General features: G+C 35.3%; 12 protein-coding genes. 10 read left to right on the forward strand and 2 right to left on the reverse strand.

Going from position 1 to position 20,452, the window contains the following annotated elements; genetic code table 11:
• Positions 1 to 124: 124 nt before the first annotated feature.
• On the reverse strand, positions 125 to 2,077 hold the full coding sequence (locus ACFFU9_RS15730) for a M1 family metallopeptidase (protein ID WP_379862438.1): 1,953 nt from the start codon (positions 2,075 to 2,077) through the stop codon (positions 125 to 127).
• Positions 2,078 to 2,151: 74 nt separating this feature from the next.
• Here ACFFU9_RS15730 and ACFFU9_RS15735 point away from each other — a divergent pair, with 74 nt between their 5' ends.
• From ACFFU9_RS15735 to ACFFU9_RS15760, 6 genes are all read left to right on the forward strand, one after another.
• The gene (locus ACFFU9_RS15735) at positions 2,152 to 4,698 is read left to right on the forward strand and encodes a DUF559 domain-containing protein (protein ID WP_379862439.1); all 2,547 of its coding nucleotides are present in this window, start codon (positions 2,152 to 2,154) and stop codon (positions 4,696 to 4,698) included.
• Positions 4,699 to 4,749: 51 nt separating this feature from the next.
• Entirely contained in the window at positions 4,750 to 5,331 is a 582-nt protein-coding gene (locus tag ACFFU9_RS15740) for a MiaE family protein (RefSeq protein WP_379862440.1), read from the forward strand.
• Positions 5,332 to 5,533: 202 nt separating this feature from the next.
• Complete coding sequence (pheT, locus tag ACFFU9_RS15745; RefSeq protein ID WP_379862441.1) at positions 5,534 to 7,960, forward strand: phenylalanine--tRNA ligase subunit beta; 2,427 nt, start codon at positions 5,534 to 5,536, stop codon at positions 7,958 to 7,960.
• 5 nt (positions 7,961 to 7,965) lie between these two features.
• The gene (locus tag ACFFU9_RS15750) at positions 7,966 to 8,823 is read left to right on the forward strand and encodes a phosphatase PAP2 family protein (protein WP_379862442.1); all 858 of its coding nucleotides are present in this window, start codon (positions 7,966 to 7,968) and stop codon (positions 8,821 to 8,823) included.
• 269 nt (positions 8,824 to 9,092) lie between these two features.
• Complete coding sequence (locus tag ACFFU9_RS15755) at positions 9,093 to 9,350, forward strand: putative signal transducing protein (RefSeq protein ID WP_379862443.1); 258 nt, start codon at positions 9,093 to 9,095, stop codon at positions 9,348 to 9,350.
• Positions 9,351 to 9,375: 25 nt separating this feature from the next.
• Positions 9,376 to 9,615 carry a DUF2007 domain-containing protein gene (locus ACFFU9_RS15760; RefSeq protein WP_379862444.1) on the forward strand — a complete coding sequence of 80 codons (240 nt, stop codon included), beginning with the start codon at positions 9,376 to 9,378 and terminating at the stop codon, positions 9,613 to 9,615.
• A gap of 68 nt (positions 9,616 to 9,683) precedes the next feature.
• On the opposite strand, the gene ACFFU9_RS15765 is transcribed toward ACFFU9_RS15760, so the two are convergent.
• Positions 9,684 to 11,309: an ABC-F family ATP-binding cassette domain-containing protein gene (locus ACFFU9_RS15765; RefSeq protein WP_379862445.1), complete on the reverse strand. Its 1,626-nt coding sequence runs from the start codon at positions 11,307 to 11,309 to the stop codon at positions 9,684 to 9,686.
• A gap of 272 nt (positions 11,310 to 11,581) precedes the next feature.
• Between ACFFU9_RS15765 and ACFFU9_RS15770 the strand changes: the two genes are divergently transcribed.
• The 4 genes from ACFFU9_RS15770 to ACFFU9_RS15785 all read left to right on the forward strand — a co-directional run bounded on the left by ACFFU9_RS15770 (position 11,582) and on the right by ACFFU9_RS15785 (position 19,947).
• Positions 11,582 to 13,003 carry a hypothetical protein gene (locus tag ACFFU9_RS15770; RefSeq protein ID WP_379862446.1) on the forward strand — a complete coding sequence of 474 codons (1,422 nt, stop codon included), beginning with the start codon at positions 11,582 to 11,584 and terminating at the stop codon, positions 13,001 to 13,003.
• Positions 13,004 to 13,676: 673 nt separating this feature from the next.
• Positions 13,677 to 15,119 carry a carbohydrate-binding protein gene (locus ACFFU9_RS15775; protein WP_379862447.1) on the forward strand — a complete coding sequence of 481 codons (1,443 nt, stop codon included), beginning with the start codon at positions 13,677 to 13,679 and terminating at the stop codon, positions 15,117 to 15,119.
• Between the two features lie 188 nt (positions 15,120 to 15,307).
• A complete protein-coding gene (locus ACFFU9_RS15780) occupies positions 15,308 to 17,731 on the forward strand; it encodes a carbohydrate-binding protein (RefSeq protein WP_379862448.1) in 2,424 nt (807 codons plus the stop codon).
• Positions 17,732 to 17,757: 26 nt separating this feature from the next.
• On the forward strand, positions 17,758 to 19,947 hold the full coding sequence (locus ACFFU9_RS15785) for a beta-1,3-glucanase family protein (RefSeq protein WP_379862449.1): 2,190 nt from the start codon (positions 17,758 to 17,760) through the stop codon (positions 19,945 to 19,947).
• Positions 19,948 to 20,452 lie beyond the last annotated feature (505 nt).

Consider the following 20,452-nt stretch of genomic DNA (forward strand, 5'->3'; position numbering starts at 1 on the left):
AAACAAATATTATGAAATAATATAACAATTGAAGTAAATGAGCATTAAAATCTAAACCATAATAGAGTCATTTTAAAACAACAACCACTATAACTATTGCACGTAAACTCACAAAAAGATTCTATCAATCCGCATTCTGCAAGCTTTTAGCTAATTTTGAAAACTGCCAGCTATGATGGGTTGCCGCTTCTTTTAAATTCTCTTTACAAATAGCATTACAAGCCTGTATTTGCGTTAAATACCTAAACGCATTACCCCTTATTTCATGGCCATATCTATTACTGGTATAATTTGTTAACTCCTTAAAGTACTTTGCTTTATTTTCAGGCTCAAAATCTTCGGTAATTAATGCTAGCGTTAACCAAAGTGTTCGGATATTCTTATCATTAAACCCTTGAACACCTTGTGTTCGATCTAAATATTTTTTACGCTCTTGCGGAAAATTTTTCCACAGGTTAAACAATGCTATCTCTTTCGTTATATAAGAGGCATCATTTAAAAGCGTTTCATAAGCTTCTTTTAACGCTAATGGTATTTCAGATAGTGATTGAGCGATTGTTTGACGAACCTTTAAACTGGTATTGAAATCTTCTTTTTTAAGATGGGAAGCCATTTGAAGAACCACTTTTGACTTCGCCTCATCCGACCTATTGGACATTAGGTACTCACTACATGCCACAGTATATGTACCACACGCTATATTTAAATACTCTTGAATAACATCAAATTTCTTTAAGCAGTCCATAATCACATCATACTCCAAGTCACTACTTTTTAACCAAATCTCAACAAACTCACTTAAATCCTGTGCACTCTCTTTTTCAACTTCTTTTATAAAATCATCTGTTTCCACATTTTTAAATTGATGTTTTTGTAGATACTTTTTAACTGCCCCCTTAAAAGCACGATCCCCTACTTGCTCTCGTAACAAATGCAACACCCAAGCTCCTTTTTTATAAAATGTAGCACTACTAGCCTTCGGGTCTAATAATGAAGTGCCTTGTCCTGCTTTATCTTGCGCCAACAACTCTTGGGCGTACTCGTATAGCCGCCAGTAATAATAATCCTCTCCAAAAACTTCACGTTCAGCCAACAAAGCATAATACGTAGCAAACCCTTCCTGTAACCAATGGTGGGTTCCCGAGGTTTCTGTAACCAAGTTACCAAACCATTGATGCGCGAGTTCGTGGGCATTTATATTCACATAATTTCGATCTGCGAAAGCAACAGAATCCACTACAAAAGCATCAGAAAAAATAGTAACACTTGTGTTTTCCATTCCAGCATATAAAAAATCCTTAACTGGCACTTGCTTATAATTTTGCCAGGGGTACAACACACCAATCTCTTTCTCCAAATAATCGAACATCTGTTTGGTATAGCGGTAAGTAGGCTCAAATTTTAAGGCATCTTCTGGATAATAGTACATACCTAATGCTACGCCACTCTGGGAATAAGCAACTTGTTTATCATATTTACCAATAGCGAACGCTACCAAATAACTAGACATGGGCTGTAGCATATCGTAATACCAAGTTGTTGTAGAGGCTCCTATATGCTTATCCACAAGTTTTCCATTAGCAATAACCTCGTAACTCTTATCAAACGTGATATTTAAATCAAATTCAATTTTATCATTCATATCATCAATACTTGGCAACCAATTACTGGTATACTTGCCCTGCCCCTGCGTCCATATTTGTTTTAAACCTTCACTATGCTCCCAGCCAATAAAATACAGTGCTTTTTTAGGCCGTGCTTCATAATAAAACTTAACATTATACGTTTTGTTTTTTTTAAAATTATGATGAAACCAAATTTTAGTAGAATCGTTTGAATACCTTACCTTTTCCCCATTTAAAGTCACAGAATCAAATTTCATCGCAATTGCATCCAAAAAAATCGAGTCTACCGGCTTTAATATTTTAAATTTACCCCTTACGGTTCCTAAAACCGTTCTAGCATCAACATCTAGACCAATACCCACTTTAATCGATTTAAAATCAACATATTCTGTTTGCTGTGAAAACCCAAAACAAGTCACCAATAAAAGCAAAAACACTATAATTTTATTCATATAATAAGAGATAACTGCTAATAAGACCAAAATAGCACTTTTAATCTTAAATGAAATAGCTTAAATTCGCTTTTATGTCTGTTAAACTTCAAACCCCCATAGATTACCTTAAAGGCGTAGGGCCTAATCGAGCGGATTTATTACGCAAAGAACTGGGCATTCACACCTATCAGGATTTAATTAACTTATTTCCAAACAGATACATAGACAGAACACAATATTATAAAATCAACCAATTACAAAAGAGTAATGCCGATGTGCAAGTGATTGGAAAAATAATCGAATTTAAAGAAGTTGCCCAAAAGCAAGGCAAGCGCTTGGTAGCAACATTTGTTGACGAGACTGGCACCATGGAACTGGTGTGGTTTCGAGGACAAAAATGGATTAGAGAAGGTTTACAACTCAACAAACCCTATGTTGCTTTTGGAAAAACCAATTGGTTTTCAGGCAAGTTCAGTATGGCACATCCCGATATGGAATTGCTAGAAGAACATGAAAAAAATCTTCGTGGCGCCATGCAACCCATTTATCCTTCTACAGAAAAACTGTCTAATAGAGGTATTTCCAATCGTGTGATCATTAAAATCATGCAACAATTATTTCTAGAAACTGGCGGGAAATTCGCAGAAACATTACCCGATAGTTTACGCTCGGAATTAAAATTAATGAACAAATCGTCAGCACTTTTTAATGTTCATTTTCCGAAGAGCCAAGCCCTACTTTCCAAAGCCCAATTCCGATTAAAATTCGAAGAATTATTTTATATTCAATTGCAGTTAATCATTAAGAATTTAATGCATAAGTCTAAAATAAAAGGCTTTCCTTTTAAACATGTTGGTCATTATTTCAACACGTTTTTTAAAACGCATTTACCCTTCGAATTAACGAACGCACAAAAACGCGTTCTTAAAGAAATTAGGGCCGATTTAGGAAGCCACGCCCAAATGAATCGCCTTTTACAAGGTGATGTAGGTTCGGGGAAGACCATAGTAGCATTCATGTCAATATTAATGGCACTTGACAACGGTTTTCAAGCTTGCTTAATGGCTCCTACTGAAATTTTGTCAGTACAGCACTATAATGGATTATTAGAACTATGCAACAAACTAAATATCAGCATATCACTGCTTACAGGGTCAACCAAAACTTCAATAAGGAAACAAATCCATGAAACTTTAGAAAACGGAGAATTACAAGTCCTTATTGGCACTCATGCTTTACTTGAAAATAAAGTGAAATTCCAAAATTTAGGACTTGCAGTTATCGACGAACAACATCGTTTTGGTGTAGAGCAACGAAGTAAATTGTGGAAGAAAGGACAAACAAGCCCTCCTCAATCCTCCTACGGGGAGCAAGCCAAAACTATACGCAAAAAGTTTATGACCGCTCGCCCGTCTACATATAAATTATTAATGGAACTTCAAGCTGAAAACAAAAAACACAGCACCCAAGCTGAAGCCATTTTATGGGAATGTTTAAGAAATAAAAAACTGGACCACAAATTTAGAAGGCAACACATAATTGATGAATTTATAGTTGACTTTATCAATCTAGAAAAAAATTTAATAATTGAAGTTGATGGAGGCCACCATAACACTATTGAACAAAAAGAAGCTGATAATTTACGCACACAAATTCTAAATGAAATTGGGTTTTCAGTAATTAGATTTACCAACGAACAAATAATCGGAGACATTGATAATGTGTTACGGTATATTGCGAACCGCTTGGAAAGCCTCCCTTCTGGGGAGGTTGGTGGGGCAACCATCCCGCCACATATTTTGGTGATGACTGCAACCCCCATTCCTAGAACTTTAGCCATGTCTGTTTATGGCGATTTAGACATTTCGGTAATTGATGAATTACCACCGGGAAGACAGGCTATAAAAACAGTACATCGCTATGATAAAAATCGATTAAATGTGTTCCGATTTATCCGTGACGAGATAGCAAAAGGACGTCAGATATATATCGTTTACCCCTTAATCCAAGAAAGCGAAAACATGGATTATAAAGATTTAATGGATGGTTACGAAAGTATATCACGAGATTTCCCCATGCCCGATTATCAAATATCCATTGTGCACGGTAAAATGAAACCGGCGGATAAAGATTTTGAAATGCAACGATTTATAAAAGGTGAAACTCAAATTATGGTCGCCACCACTGTTATTGAAGTAGGTGTAAATGTTCCCAACGCATCGGTAATGATTATTGAAAGTGCCGAGCGCTTTGGTTTGTCGCAACTGCACCAGCTACGTGGCCGCGTAGGAAGAGGCGCAGAACAAAGTTATTGTATCTTAATGACGGGACATAAACTAAGCAGTGATAGTAAAACCAGATTGGAAACTATGGTAAAAACCAGCGATGGTTTTGAAATTGCCGAAGTGGATTTACGACTTCGTGGCCCGGGCGACATCATGGGCACACAGCAAAGCGGCATTTTAACGCTTAAAATTGCTGATATCATAAAAGACAAAGCCCTTTTACAGCTTGCCAGGCACCATGCCAAAACCATTTTAAAACGAGATGCAACGCTATCGAGCCCTGAAAACGGGGTTATTTTAAACACCTATAAACAAATGGGCAAATACAAAAACATCTGGAACTACATTAGCTAATTTTTTTTTTGGTTCTGAAATACTTAACTACTTTTACCTAAAACACATAATATGCTTGGCTTAAAATTAAAAACAGACCCCCGATGGGTCAATATTGTAGAATCTAATATTGAAGAAATATTAACCGATCATGCGTGGTGCGAGCAAAAAGCAGCTACCAATGCTATAACCATTATCACACTTAATCCTGAACATGAAGATTTAGTAACCGAATTGTTGGCTTTGGCAAAAGAGGAACTCGAACATTTCCAAATGGTACACGACATTATTAAAAAACGCGGGTATGCATTGGGCAGAGAGCGCAAAGATAGCTATGTAAACGAGCTCTATAAATTTATGAACAAAGGAGGTAGCAGACAACAAAGTATGGTAGACAGATTATTGTTCTCTGCCATGATTGAAGCCAGAAGTTGCGAACGTTTTAAGCTTTTATCAAAAGAAATAAACGATCCCGAACTTGCTAAATTCTATCACGATTTAATGATAAGCGAGGCCGGTCATTACACTTTATTTATAGGTTTCGCTCGTAAATACGGTAAAGGAATCGATGTGGATAAGCGTTGGCAAGACCTTATAGAATTTGAAGGTGAGGTAATTCAGAATTATGGCAAATCTGAAACCATTCATGGCTAAGCACCAGTCGTAAATTACCAAGTAAAAAAAATACAATGAAATGCTTTATGTGGCAATTTCCAGGTTTTAAAATGAACATCAACACGGTTTCAAATGAAATCGAGAACATCGCTACAAATAATAGCAGAAATCATCATGCTTTTTTTGAATGCTACAATTCAATAATTTATCTTTGCCGCTCAGAAAATTTAGGATATTACAAATGAAGATTTCATACAATTGGTTAAAGCAGTTTATCAACACAGATTGGACACCAGAGCAAACCAGTGAATTGCTTACAGATTTAGGACTTGAAGTAGAAGGCATCGAGGCCTATCAATCCGTTAAAGGTGGATTAGAAGGCGTTATTGTAGGGGAAGTGTTAACCTGTATTCCACATCCAAATGCCGATAAATTAAAAATAACAACAGTAAATATTGGAGAAGCATTGCCGCTTCAAATAGTTTGTGGTGCTCCTAATGTTGCTGCTGGACAAAAAGTACCCGTAGCCCCTATTGGCACTACCCTATATACCGAAGCGGGAGAAGCTTGGACCATTAAAAAAGGAAAGATTAGAGGTGAAGAAAGTTTCGGTATGATTTGTGCTGAAGACGAGTTGGGGCTAGGCAAATCTCATGATGGTATCTTGGTTTTAGATGAAGACATCGTGGTTGGCACTGCTGTTGCAACTATTTTTGATATTGAAAACGATCAGGTTTTTGAAATAGGATTAACACCCAATAGAGCTGATGCTATGAGCCATTGGGGCACAGCTCGTGATTTAAAGGCGGGATTTGCTCAAAAAGACATTCATTCTGAACTTATCACACCATCTGTTAGCGCTTTTCGTGTAGATAATAGAACCCTTAAGATTGATGTAGAGGTTGAAGATAAAACTTTAGCACCACGTTATTGCGGAGTTACCATTTCAAACATTAAAGTAACAGAGTCCCCAAGCTGGTTACAACATCGTTTAAAGGCTATTGGGCTTAAACCCATAAACAATATTGTAGATGCTACTAATTATGTTCTACACGAGTTGGGACAACCGCTACACGCATTTGATACCGCAAGAATTTCAGGTAATAAAATTCAAGTTAAAACATTAGAAACCGGCACAAAATTTATCACTTTAGATGGTATTGAACGCGAGCTTCATGAAGAAGATTTAATGATATGTGACAATGAAAAACCCATGTGTATTGCTGGTGTTTTTGGCGGACAATACTCGGGGGTTTCTGAAACTACCACCAGTATATTTTTAGAAAGCGCTTACTTTAACCCGATTAGCATTCGAAAATCTGCAAAAAGACATGGCCTTAACACAGATGCTTCTTTTAGATTTGAAAGAGGAATCGACCCAAGCATTACCGAATATGCTTTAAAACGAGCAGCTTTATTGATAAAAGAAGTTGCTGGAGGTGAGGTTACCAGTGAAATCGTAGATGTTTATCCTAAAAAAATAGAAGACTTTCAGGTGCGTTTAACCTTTGAAAACGCAAAAAAACTAATAGGTGAAGAAATTTCCCAAGAAACCATTAAGAGTATTTTATCATCGCTAGACATTAAAGTTATTAACGTTACCGAAACAGCTTTGGGCCTAACGGTTCCAGCCTACAGAAATGATGTTCAACGGGAAGCAGATATTATTGAAGAAATCCTTAGAGTTTATGGCTATAACAACATAAATCCAACAGGTAAATTACATGCCTCTATATCTACGACTTCGCGGTTTGAGGATTATAAAATCCAGAATACAATAGGCAATTTACTAGCTGCACAAGGATTTTTCGAAACCATGTCTAACTCTCTTACCACTCCTAATTATACAGAACTAAGTGATGCCTTTAAAAAAGAGCAGAATATTGCAATAGTAAATCCTTTAAGTAGCGATTTATCAGTTTTAAGACAATCCTTATTGTTTTCTGGCTTAGAAGCTTTGGCTTTTAATATCAATAGAAAACGTAGCAATTTAAAATTGTTTGAATTTGGAAAAACTTACCATGGTTATGACGACAAGCGAGAAGAATTTAAACATCTTGCGCTATTTGCTACAGGAAGCCAATCTCCAGAAAACTGGATAAATTCAGAAAAAAAGAGTGATTTTTTCTATTTAAAAGGAAGTATCCTTGCCATTTTAGAGCGTCTGGGCATTTCTCGTTTTAACGAAACACCTAATAAAAATGATTTAATTCCTGAAGGATTGAGCTTTGGTTTAGGAAAAACCGTTTTAGTGGAGTTCGGTTTAGTTAAAAAATCCATATTAAAACATTTTGACATTTCGCAGGATGTTTTATTTGCCGATTTTAAATGGGATGCCATTTTGGAGGTTGTAAAACGTAATAAAATAAGCTTTAAAACCATTACCAAATACCCAGAGATACGTCGGGACTTCGCTTTACTTCTAAATGAAAATGTTTCTTTTGATGCTATTTATAAATTAGCGAAGAAAACTGAAAAGAAATTGCTTAAGAATATAAATCTTTTTGATGTCTATCAAGGTAAAAATCTTCCAGATGGCAAAAAGAGCTATGCCGTTAGTTTTATATTTCAAGACGATCATAAAACGCTCACAGATAAGCAAATCGATAAAATCATGAATACTCTTCAGCTTAATTTTGAAAAAGAGCTTGGAGCAGAGTTACGATAAACGACATGTGGTTAATAAAATCTATATTTTTAGCTATTGCCATAGCACTGGGCCATACAAGTATGGCCCAAAGTAATGATTCTATAAAACCACTCGACTCTACGCTTAATTCTACTTGGGGCTTATTGAAACAAGACACAAATGCAACGTGGAAAAGCGTAAAGTACTCTGTTTCGCGTCCTCTTCATTGGAAAGGCTCTGATTTTAAAAAATTAGGAATTTTACTAGGAGGAACAGCCAGCTTGTCTTTAATGGATGAAGCGTCGAATTCATTTTTCACGAGACAACACCAAGATGTCCCCAAAATAATAAGAGATTTTGGTTGGTATTTTGGCAGTCCTCAAAATTATTTTATGGCCAATGCAGGACTCTACGGCTTTGGTTTATTAACGAAAAACGAAAAAATAAGAAAAACGAGTGTTCTTATAATTTCATCTTCTATAACGTCGGGTTTAATACAAAGTATCAGTAAAACGGCTTTTGGAAGAGCAAGGCCCGGAACAGGTTACAGTCCTTACGAATTTCAGTTTCTATCAAATGAAGGCACATTTCATTCATTCCCCTCTGGCCATACGATTCTATCGGTTACCATGGCGCATGCTATAGCAAAACAATTCACGAATACATGGACTAAAGTAGCTATTTATTCGATTGGAGCAATACCGCCCTTTTCTAGGCTTACCATTAACGCCCATTGGCTAACGGATGTAGCGCTTAGTGCTGCAATAAGTGTTATTGTAGTAGATAGCATCGATAAATTTTTAAACAACAATCGCGTGTACGACACTGAACAAGACCACTCCAAAATCTCTTGGAGTTTAGCCTTTACGCCCAATCAAATTGGGGTTATCGGGAGGTTTTAACCAGCCCCTTAGCTTACCAAATCATACATATTAATAATCTGGATAAAAAACCAGAAGAGATTTAAGCCATACCTATCTAGGTTCACTTTGTTTTAAATCATACTCCCTCTTTTGTTGCCATCCAAGTTCACCTTTTAAAATGATACCCTTTTTCATTTTTTGTTTTCTTTTTTAATAATAACAAAGCGTCGTATTCTGGTAAAAGCAAAAGTGAAAATTTATTCATATATTTTTCATATCTTTAAAAAACATGCGTAAACATTCATATTATGAAAAACTCTAATTATATACGTGTTTTTACAGGAGATTTTATGGCTGTACAACGAGTATTCCTAGAGCTTGAAAGCGAAAACATTTGTGCCGTCATTAAAGATGAATCGGAATCGGGAAGATTAGCCGGTTTTGCCTCTTCAATTCAAGGTTTTCAAGATATACTGGTTCATAAAGACGAACTGGATAAAGCGCTTTCTATAATGGAAACTTTAGCTTCTAGTTTAAAAACAAAATCCTCTGAATCGCCTTTTTAATTTAACATCTAAAAAAATAAAAATTATGTCCGACTCCAATTATACAAAAATATTCACAGGAAACTTTATGATAGGTCAGCGCATTGTTGAAGCCCTAGAAAAAGTAAACATTCACGCCGTTGTTAGGGATGAAACTGAATCGGGACTTTTAAAACCGGTATTTGGAGGCTCTAATTCCGACTATCAAGACATATTTGTACACAACGATGAATTGAACAAATCTATTCCAATTGTAGAAGCCATTAATAGGGAAGCAAATAGTTAAGATACTATATATAAATATCCATCCCCCACGACGTTTTGCGGGGGGATGGATATTTATCAGCTTCTAGATTAGACCGTTACCCCATACATTTTATCGCGAATCTCCTTAATCTTTTTATCCTGCATATAATCCTCAAATGTAGTATACCGATCAATAACGCCATTTGGAGTTAACTCCACTACTCTAGTGGCTACCGTTTGAGCAAACTCATGATCATGTGTGGTAAACAACATAGTCCCCTTAAAGTTTTTAAGTGAATTATTGAATGCTGTAATACTTTCTAAATCTAAGTGATTTGTTGGTTCATCTAACATTAAAACATTAGCTCTAACCATCATCATCCTGCTCAACATACAACGCACCTTTTCTCCTCCAGACAAAACATTTGATTTTTTCAAAGCCTCTTCACCACTAAAAATCATTTTACCCAAAAAGCCCCTAAGATAAACCTCCTCACGCTCTTCTTCGGTTGTAGCCCATTGGCGTAACCAATCTACTAAAGTTAAATCGTTTTCAAAAAACTCACTATTATCAAGGGGTAAATAAGATTGTGTGGTTGTGATGCCCCAATCAAATTTACCTGCATCTGCAGTTTCCTTATTGTTTAAGATTTGATAAAAAGCAGTGGTTGCTCTAGAATCTCTTGAAAACACCACCACCTTATCACCTTTTGCTAGGTTTAAATCGATATCTTTAAATAGAACTTCGCCATCGGTAGAAGCAGCCAAGCCCTCCACATTCAATATTTGGTCACCAGCTTCTCTATCCCGATCAAAAATAATGGCAGGATACCTTCGGCTAGACCTTCTAATATCAGAAATATTCAATTTTTCAATCATTTTCTTTCTACTTGTGGCTTGCTTACTTTTTGCAACGTTAGCAGAAAAACGACGTATAAATTCCTCCAGCTCCTTTTTCTTTTCCTCAGCTTTCTTGTTTTGTTGCGCATGTTGCCTAGCTGCTAATTGAGAAGACTCATACCAAAACGTGTAGTTACCAGAATAATGGTTAATTTTCCCAAAATCGATGTCCGAAATATGAGTACATACAGCATCTAAAAAGTGACGGTCATGCGATACCACTATAACACAATTCTCATAATTGGCCAAGAAATTCTCCAGCCAAGAAATGGTTTCATAATCCAGGTCGTTGGTAGGCTCATCCATAATCAGCAAATCTGGATTTCCAAAAAGTGCTTGTGCTAAAAGTACACGTACTTTTTGTTTACCATCCAAATCTTTCATTAACGTATAATGAAACTCTTCCTTAATACCTAAATTAGAAAGCATCGCTGCGGCATCACTATCGGCATTCCAACCATTCATTTCTTCAAATCGCACTTGAAGCTCTCCAATTCTATCTGCATTCTCGTCGGAATAATCTGCATACAGCGCATCCATTTCAGATTTAATTTTGAAAAGGGGTTCATTTCCCATTAAAATCGTTTCCAAAACGGTATTAGCATCATATAAATTATGATTTTGCTCTAAAACAGACATGCGTTTTCCGGGTTCCAAATGCACTTGTCCTGCAGTAGGATCCATCTTTCCCGAAATGATTTTTAAAAATGTAGATTTCCCAGAACCATTTGCGCCAATGACGCCATAACAGTTTCCGTTATTAAAGGTTGTGCTTACTTCATCAAAAAGAACACGTTTTCCAAATTGAACCGACAGATTTGATACTGATAACATAGCAATTATTTTATTTTTTGCAAAAGTAAAAAAATTAAGCCTCTAACACGACACTTCCTTTACTTATTTTTAGACACTTAACACTGGTTAAACATTTAACAGCGCATTAACAGCACCTTTTAAATGCAAGGCATATTTTTGTATATAAATTATGCCTATTTTTAGGCATTAAACAAGTTATTACAATATGAACTAAGGTTAAACGCCCGTTCATTGATGAAGGCTTGATGGTGTATCATACCGGATCTATTTCTATAAAACATAGGCAACAAATGAAAATTTATTTTTGGCTTCCCATCCTTATTATTTCCCTTGTAAGTTGCAAAACCGATTCTAATGAAAACGATGGTGATGTAGCATATCTTGGAGGGGAAATAATTAATGCAAATACAAATTTTGTCGTGCTTTTAAAAGGCGAGATGGTATTGGACAGTATTATACTTGATGACTCTAATAGGTTTTTATATAAAATTAAACATTTGAGTCCGGGGCTATATACATTTAGGCATGGCAGTGAAATACAAATGGTGCTTCTAGAACCCAAAGACAGTATTATATTTAGACTCAACACCTTAGAATTTGATGAATCTTTGGTTTATACTGGAGATGGTGCTAGAAAAAACAACTATTTTATTAATGAGTTTTTAGAAAATGAATTAACCGAACCTGATATTTTTAAATTTTCACAATTAGAACCTAAAGCATTCGAAAAAAAGTTAGACTCTGTTAGAGCTTCTAGAGTTAAAAAATATCTGTATTTCACGAAAAAACATGAAACCTCCGAGTTGTTTAAAAAAATAGCTCAATCTAATATCGATTATAAATACTATACCAGTAAAGAAATTTATCCTTTTGTGCATTATGGAGAAGGCAAACATAATATTATAAATGCACTGCCAGATGACTTTTATAGTTATAGAAAAAAAATTGATTACAACGATGATTTCCTAAAGGACTATTTCAATTACAATGCTTTTTTAAGATCTAGTTTTAACAATTTAGCACTAAAAAAACACTTCACACACACTAAAGACTGTCACATAAAAAGAAGCTCTATTTGTTACAATCTAGATAGACATCATTTAATTGATAGCTTGGTGACCAATAAAACCATAAAAAATAATTTATTATTTTATAACACGATGTCTTTTTTGGCCAGAAACCAAAATATAGACGGACATGATAGCGTTATCCAATCGTTTTTAGAAAAGAACACCAACGAAGAAAATAAAGTTCTAGTAACAGATTATGCTGAATCTTTAAAAAAATTAAGGCCCGGAGAGAACTTCCCCAGCATAGATGTTATTAATCATGAAAATAAAGTATTTAACAGTAATGCTTTAATAACTTCTCCAACCGCTATCTGTTTTTGGTCCCATGCCTTTTATGAGCATTTTAAGAGAAGTCACGATAAAATTAAGGATTTAAGAAAAAAGTATCCTGAAGTCAATTTTATAATTATAAATATTGATGATTATAGTACAGAAAGATGGGTCTCGACTTTAGAAAAAAACAGGTTTTCTGTAAAAAATGAATACCAATTTAAAGAGCCAGAAAAATCAAAACATTTATTGGCCATACATCCCATGACCAAAGTTATCATTGTTAACAAACACAATAAGATAGTTAATAACAATGCAAATATTTTCAGTATTGGTTTTGAAGAGGAACTTTTAGGATTAATCAATCAATAATCTCTCATATCAACAGAAAAGCCCCAACTTTTATTAAGTTGGGGCTTTTTTTATGGTAACTCTATTATTTAAGCCGATGTTAAAAATTTGATTTTTAGCTACATTTTATTAGCTCTTCCATTATAAGTCACAACACTATTCCAAGCCTTACATTTAAAAAAGCTGCTAACTTTTAATTCAACTGCAATTGCTTCCTTTGCTTCCTTTGCTTCCTTTTCGATATATCAAAACATTTACATTAAATCAGTTATTGAGTGTTTTTTGAGCGTTTTTGAGTTGTTGGTCTATATTCTTATATGGTTGGTATAAATTGTTTTTTTATCTATTTCTACGAAAGTAAATTCACCTTATTTTTAATTTGCTCCAAAACATAGTACCCATGACATTACAACCTAGTCCCGATATCGATAGAGGACCTATAAGTGATATGATACACATCATACGTTATCAGTATAAAAAACATAATCATCTCTGCTTTTAAAGGGGTTATACTGTGGCTTATTAACTCAAATGGAATTTTCACAAACGAGTATGTTTAATGATTTTAACTGCACAGAAGTTAATGACCCAGCATTAGCAACATTCAATAAATAGCACTAAGAGTATAACATGTAATCCATGCCGATGCATATCGAAAATAAACCCCGAATATTAACCTATAAATAATTTTAAAATGAGAACAATCAACACTTTATTTTTTCTACTCTTTTTTATGAAGGCAGCACCAGAAATGGGTGCTCAAAATTGGAATTTAGTCTGGCAGGATGAATTTGATACTGGTATTAGCTCGGACTGGGTATTTGAAACAGGAAATGGCTATTCAGGCTGGGGCAATAATGAGTTACAATATTATCGCCGAGAAAATGCAACTGTAGAAAACGGACAATTGGTTATTACTGCTAAAAAGGAAACGTATGGTGGATATAACTATACATCCGCCAGAATGAAGACCCAAGGAAAAAAAAACTTCAAATATGGTAAAATTGAAGCAAGAATCGCTTCACCTTCAGGGCAAGGCCTATGGCCTGCTTTCTGGATGTTAGGAAGCAACATAACTTCTGTAGGATGGCCTGCGTGCGGCGAAATAGATATAATGGAACACGTAAATAACGAACCAGATTCTTATGGAACAATCCATTGGCAGGATAATAATGGTGCTTATGCTTCTTATGGTGGGCATACCGCAGTGAATGTTAACAATTACCATGTATACTCAATAGAATGGGACGAGAATAATATTAAATGGTTTGTAGATGGAAACCAATTCCATGACGTTAATATAAGTAATGGCATTAACGGAACAAGTGAATTTCATAATGATTATTTTCTACTATTAAACTTGGCTATTGGCGGTAATTGGCCTGGATTCTCTATAGATGAGAGTAAATTACCAGCTCGTATGTTGGTAGATTATGTTCGTGTGTACGAAAGTGACACTAATGGAGGGGGTGAAACATCCAGTCAATTAATTGAAGCAGAAAACCATACCTCTATGTTAGGTGTTGCCACTGAAAACTGTTCGGAAGGTGGACAAAACGTAGGATATATAGATGCGGGCGATTGGATGGCTTATGCCAATATTAATTTCCCTTTTTCGGGAAATTATCTTTTAGAATACCGTGTAGCAAGCGCAGTTAATGGCGCAATCTTATCTGCAGATATTAATGCTGGAGCCACTACTCTAGGACAAGTTATCATTCCAAATACAGGAGGATGGCAAAACTGGACTACCGTATCCCATACTGTTAAGGTAACTGCAGGAACCTATCCTTTTGGGATATACGCTGTCGTTGGAGGTTGGAATGTGAATTGGATAAAAATCACAAACCTAAACTCCACGAAAGCCGTCACCCCCCTACTCGCTTCTAAAAACCATATTGAACAGAAAGTTCAATTATACCCCATTCCCGCAACAAATGAATTGAATCTTAGTGGGCATACCGAAGGAGCAGACATATCCATTATCAATTTTACTAATCAACTAGTTAAAAAGATTAAGACAAATGAATCAGATCGTAATGTAAAAATTGATATCAGTTCACTAAAAGCAGGAGTTTATTTTTTAAGATTAGAAAGCGGTACTTCTGCCCAAACAATCAAATTTATAAAAAAATAAAACTGTAAAACATTTTAGAAGAGGTTGTCTGAAAGTGTTTTTCATATACTTTATCAGGATTACATTGTTAAAAAATATACTGGTTCCGGTAGCTTGTAACATTTAAACAGACCTAATATCATATAATATGACACTTCTTAGACAGCCTATCATAACATGGAAAATTTAAATAACCCAAATAACAACTCATGAATTTTTTTAAATTATTATTTATAACCATAATTTTTGGCGTATTCGGTTTTGGACAAGCTCAAAACAAAAAAGACCCCATCCTTCTGGGAACAATACGTTCTTTTGAAGAAAATATGACTAAACAAATTGAAACAACAACTTTAAAAAAGGGAGGAAAGTTAACATCAAAGCTTTCAGTAACTAAAAATATCGAACTCGATATTCAGTTCAAAGAAATATCCAAAAATGGTTTTAATGTTGTAGGTTCTGTTAGCAATATCCTAAATAGTACATTCTTCATAAAGATGGACCATGGAAATGTTAGTGGGAATATCATACTAAAAGAAAGTAATGAAGCCTATGAGTATTATTCGATATCTGATCAAGTATATATTGTCGAAAAGGATATCAACACTGTATTATGCGTTTCACTTCCCATAACAATTCCTAGTAGTACTGATGAGCAAAAAGCATATGCACCAGTGGAGAGCAACATGGCAACACCCCATAATCTTCAGAGCAAATCTGGAGCTGAGGCCTGCGTCTACTTAGATTATGATGGACATTATTTACCAGCAGGGTCTCGGTGGAACAATGGAAACCCTATAAACGCAGCACCTTCTGGATTTTCTGACGCTCAAATTCAAGAATCATGGGAGGTTGTTGCCGAAGATTTTCGCCCATATGATATTAACATTACTACCAACAAAGCTGTTTTCGATTCTTATCCACCCTCAAGGCGAATGTGGTGTGTTTTTACACCCACCAATACAGCTTCCCCTGGTAGTGGTGGCGTAGCTTATGTAAATTCTTTTGGATTTATTGAGAACGAAGTGTGTTGGGTTTTTCAGGGAGGTGCCAAATTTTCTGGTGAGGCCGCTTCCCATGAATTAGGACACACCTTAGGCTTGGGACATGATGGGCGTACCAACCCTATTGAAACTTATTTTGATGGGCATGGAGACTGGGCTCCCATTATGGGCGTTGGTTACAGAAAACCTATAACGCAATGGAGTAAAGGCGAATATAACAATGCGAACAATTTTCAAGATGATTTATCTATCATGGCGAAATTTATCAGATATAGAAATGACGACCATGGGAATGCTTTTAGCAATTCTACCTATATAAATATAAATAGTTCAGGTACTATAACTCAGCAATATGGAGTTATAGAATCCAAAGGAGATCAAGATATGTTTGCATTCGATTGTGGTACAGGTAATTTATTTCTAGACATTAATACCGTATCTAGGAATGGAAATTTAGACATCAACGTAAATTTATATGAAGGATCCTCAGGAAGTTTAATAGGTGTTTTTAATGGCACTGGTTTAAACACCCATCTTGCTGCTTATTTAGATGCCGGTAGATATTATATTAGTGTTGAAGGTATAGGTGTGGGAAACCCCGCAACAAATGGATATTCAGATTATGGATCCTTAGGTAGTTTTTGGATTTCAGGTACCATACCCCCAAGTTCTGGAAGCAGCAATGTGGCTACAATATATAAAGATTGTGGATATGGTGGATATAGCATAGGGCTAGAAGAAGGGTCGTATTCATTGAGTAAGTTAATTGAACTAGGATCTGGAAATGATGATATTTCTTCTCTAAAAGTACAATCTGGATATCAAGCAACACTTTATTTTGATGATAATTTTAAAGGTTCTTCCATTGTTAAAACAGGTGATATTAGCTGTCTCGTTGCTGATGGGTTTAATGATCAAGTCACTTCTATTATAATTTCAAAAATAAGTCAACATGGATCCGAACAAATAATCGAGGCAGAACACTACACCGCTATGTCTGGTGTTACAGCCGAAACCTGTTCGGAAGGGGGACAAAATGTAGGTTATATAGACACAGGGGATTGGATGGCCTATGCCAATATTAACTTTCCTTATTCGGGTAGTTACCGCATTGAATACCGCGTGGCAAGTGCTGTTGGAGCTGGTGCTTTATCTGCCGATTTAAATGCAGGAACTCTTGTTCTCGGCCAAGTTAATATTCCTAACACAGGGGGTTGGCAAAACTGGACCACCATATCTCATACCGTTAACGTAATAGCAGGAAACTATTCATTTGGTATATATGCCTCAACGGGAGGTTGGAATGTGAATTGGATAAAAATAACCCATTTATCCAGTTTAAAACCTAATAACACCCTGCTAGTTAATAATACAGAAAGCAGCAAGACAGAACCGAAACCAAGGAAAACTAAGGTTTATCCAAATCCATTTGAAAATTCAATACACTTTAATTTTGAAGAAAAGAATGCAAAAATCACTATATACAATATACTTGGACAAATTATGCTGCCATCAAAAAGTATAGAATCTGGAAAAGCTGTTGATCTTTCTATTCTTAGTAAAGGATCATACTTAATACATATTGAAAAGAATGGTGTTATGGAAACCATTCATGTGGTTAAAGACTAATTAATAACAACTTAAAATATTACAAAATGAAAAACAATATATTAAAAAACAAAATAATCAACTTGCTTTATGTAACGGCAGTAATGCTCTTTTTTGGATTAACGGTTCAAGCTCAAACTCTGCCTTACGAAATCGCCAATAATTCTATATATCCAGATCATGAAGTGTTTGTTGCTATTGTAGGTATTACAGATGGCCACGTTTGGGTGGATGCTACTACAGGTCAAGTGAACAATATGAATACCTCAAACAACACAGTTTCTGGTCCCGTAATTAATGGCAACAAAGGTCCTGGCGAAAATGGAAAGTATGCGAATTGTTTCCGACGATTAAGTGATATTCCAAATAAAACTATTAATATTCCTAAAATAGCAGGATGTCGAATATTAATTTCATTTAAAAGTCAGCTATATCTCTATTTTTTCGGACACTCAGGTTCGCCTAGTGGTTATAGTGCTCCAAATCTCGCTAACCCAACAGACCCTAACCAAGGAATCAAGTTTGAATTGATAGAATTAACTTATAACGATGGGGGCCTTTGGTGTAATACATCAAGAGTGGACTCCTACCAATACCCTATGGGACTCGAAATTTGGGGAGATGGTTTTTATAAAAAGGTAGGTGAGTTAAAATCACATGAAAACATTATATCACAGTGGCAAGAAACGGCTCCAAATGAATTTAAAAACTTATTAAACACGGAAGAAGGTAATATACATTTTCCCACCAAAGTAGAAACATTTCCTAAAGATTTTATGGATGATTATATTAATGATATTTGGTCTAAATACTCTACTCAAGAGCTCGTATTTACTTCAGATGCGGGCATTTGGCGTGGAAGTGTTCAAGATGAAAATCAATTTGTGTTTAAAAGAGATAGTGATGGTCAAATAGCAAGAATCCCTGGTAAGCCAACCACTATTCAAGCCATGGAAGGTAGTGGCGTTATGGCATCAGGAGAACGTTGGGATAAAGTAGTGCAGTCTCAAATGGTCGCAGCAATTACTAGACATGCTTTAGATGTAAATGTGCCTTCGGGAGTTCTACAGAATTTTGGAGATACTTCTAAATACTATCAAATTTGGCCATATAACTGGTATTCTAAGTTTTTTCATCAAACAGATATAAGTTTTGAAAGTCAAACCTATACGTTTGCTTATGATGATGTTTATAATCAATCTGCAACCATCCATACACCAAAACCTCTAAATATAAAAATAACCTTAGGTGGTTTGGAAGCAAGTTCAGATCCTAATCCAACTCTGGACCATGTTACTTTATATTGGGACTGTTCCTTTGCAGGAAAATCGGCAGCATTATCGGAAGGTCGCTACACCATGGCTCAATTAGCCGTTTTGGGAGTGCCAAACGACCACGTATCTTCACTACGCATACAACCAGGTTATCAAGCAACCCTATATTGGGATGATAATTTTAGCGGCGCTGATTTAGTAAAAACTTCAGACGTTGATTGTTTAACGAATGACGGCAATTGGAACGATAAAATGACCTCTATTATAATTTCAAAAACAAGTCAAAGCGGATCTGAACAAAAAATTGAAGCAGAACATTATACTTCTATGCATGGCATTACAACCGAAGACTGTGCAGAAGGCGGCCAAAATGTAGGTTATATAGACACGGCCGATTGGATGGCTTATGCTAATATCAATTTCTCTTCTTCTGGGAATTATCGCATTGAATACCGCGTGGCAAGTGCTCTTGAAGGAGGTGCTTTATCAGCCGATTTGAATGCAGGCACAACTGTTCTCGGACAAATTAATATTCCAAATACTGGAGGGTGGCAAAACTGGACGACCCTAGCTCACACCGTATATATAAATGCAGGAACACATGCTTTAGGATTATATGCCACAAATGGAGGCTGGAATATAAATTGGATAAAAATAACAAAATTATCCAGTTTAAAATCCGCTAACATCCTTTTAGATAATAACAATGAAGTTAATAAAAAAACTATAGAAACAAATAAAACCAAATTCTATCCAAACCCTTTTAAGAACGTATTACACTTTAATTTTGAAGAAAAAAGCGCACAGATTACGGTTCTTAATACGCAAGGACAAATTGTATTAGCACCACTAACAGTAGAATCTGGAAAACCCGTAGACTTTTCTAAGCTTAGTAATGGCTTATACCTTATTAATATTGAAAAAAATGGCGTAATAGAAAACATTCGTGTAGTTAAAGAATAGGCTTTTTATTTAAATATAGAACGATTAAAATAGAGCAATCTTTCGCTTTGGTTGCTCTATTTTTTTTATAAAAGGTTGCAAATTCTTTCGTCCTTTTACTATTTTGGTTAATTAAAACTAATTTTTAAATGTATAGACCAAAAAACATCACTGCTTTTTGATCTTATAAATAAAAAAACAACGCCTTGATTGGTGAAATTAAAAACAGAGAATACTTTGATAAAATTAAAGTAGTATTAAAATAGATCTCATAAAAATCAGTTCATTTAAGTCACACAGGCTATTCATTAATTCAAACAATCAGTATAATAAATATCTAGTTAACACTATAAAGGCTCAAAATGATGGGGAACACATGCCCCCTCTCGGTATGATAGTGAAAAACTGACTTTAAAAATGCTCCAGATGCATAAAGAAAGCCGAGAATACAAATATTTATCTACAATACAATCCAATTGAGACAATAAAATGGGACTATAAAACATCTTGTGTTTTTGCTCTTATT

The organism is Mariniflexile ostreae, assembly GCF_042427585.1.
Taxonomy (GTDB): Bacteria; Bacteroidota; Bacteroidia; order Flavobacteriales; family Flavobacteriaceae; genus Pseudalgibacter; species Pseudalgibacter ostreae.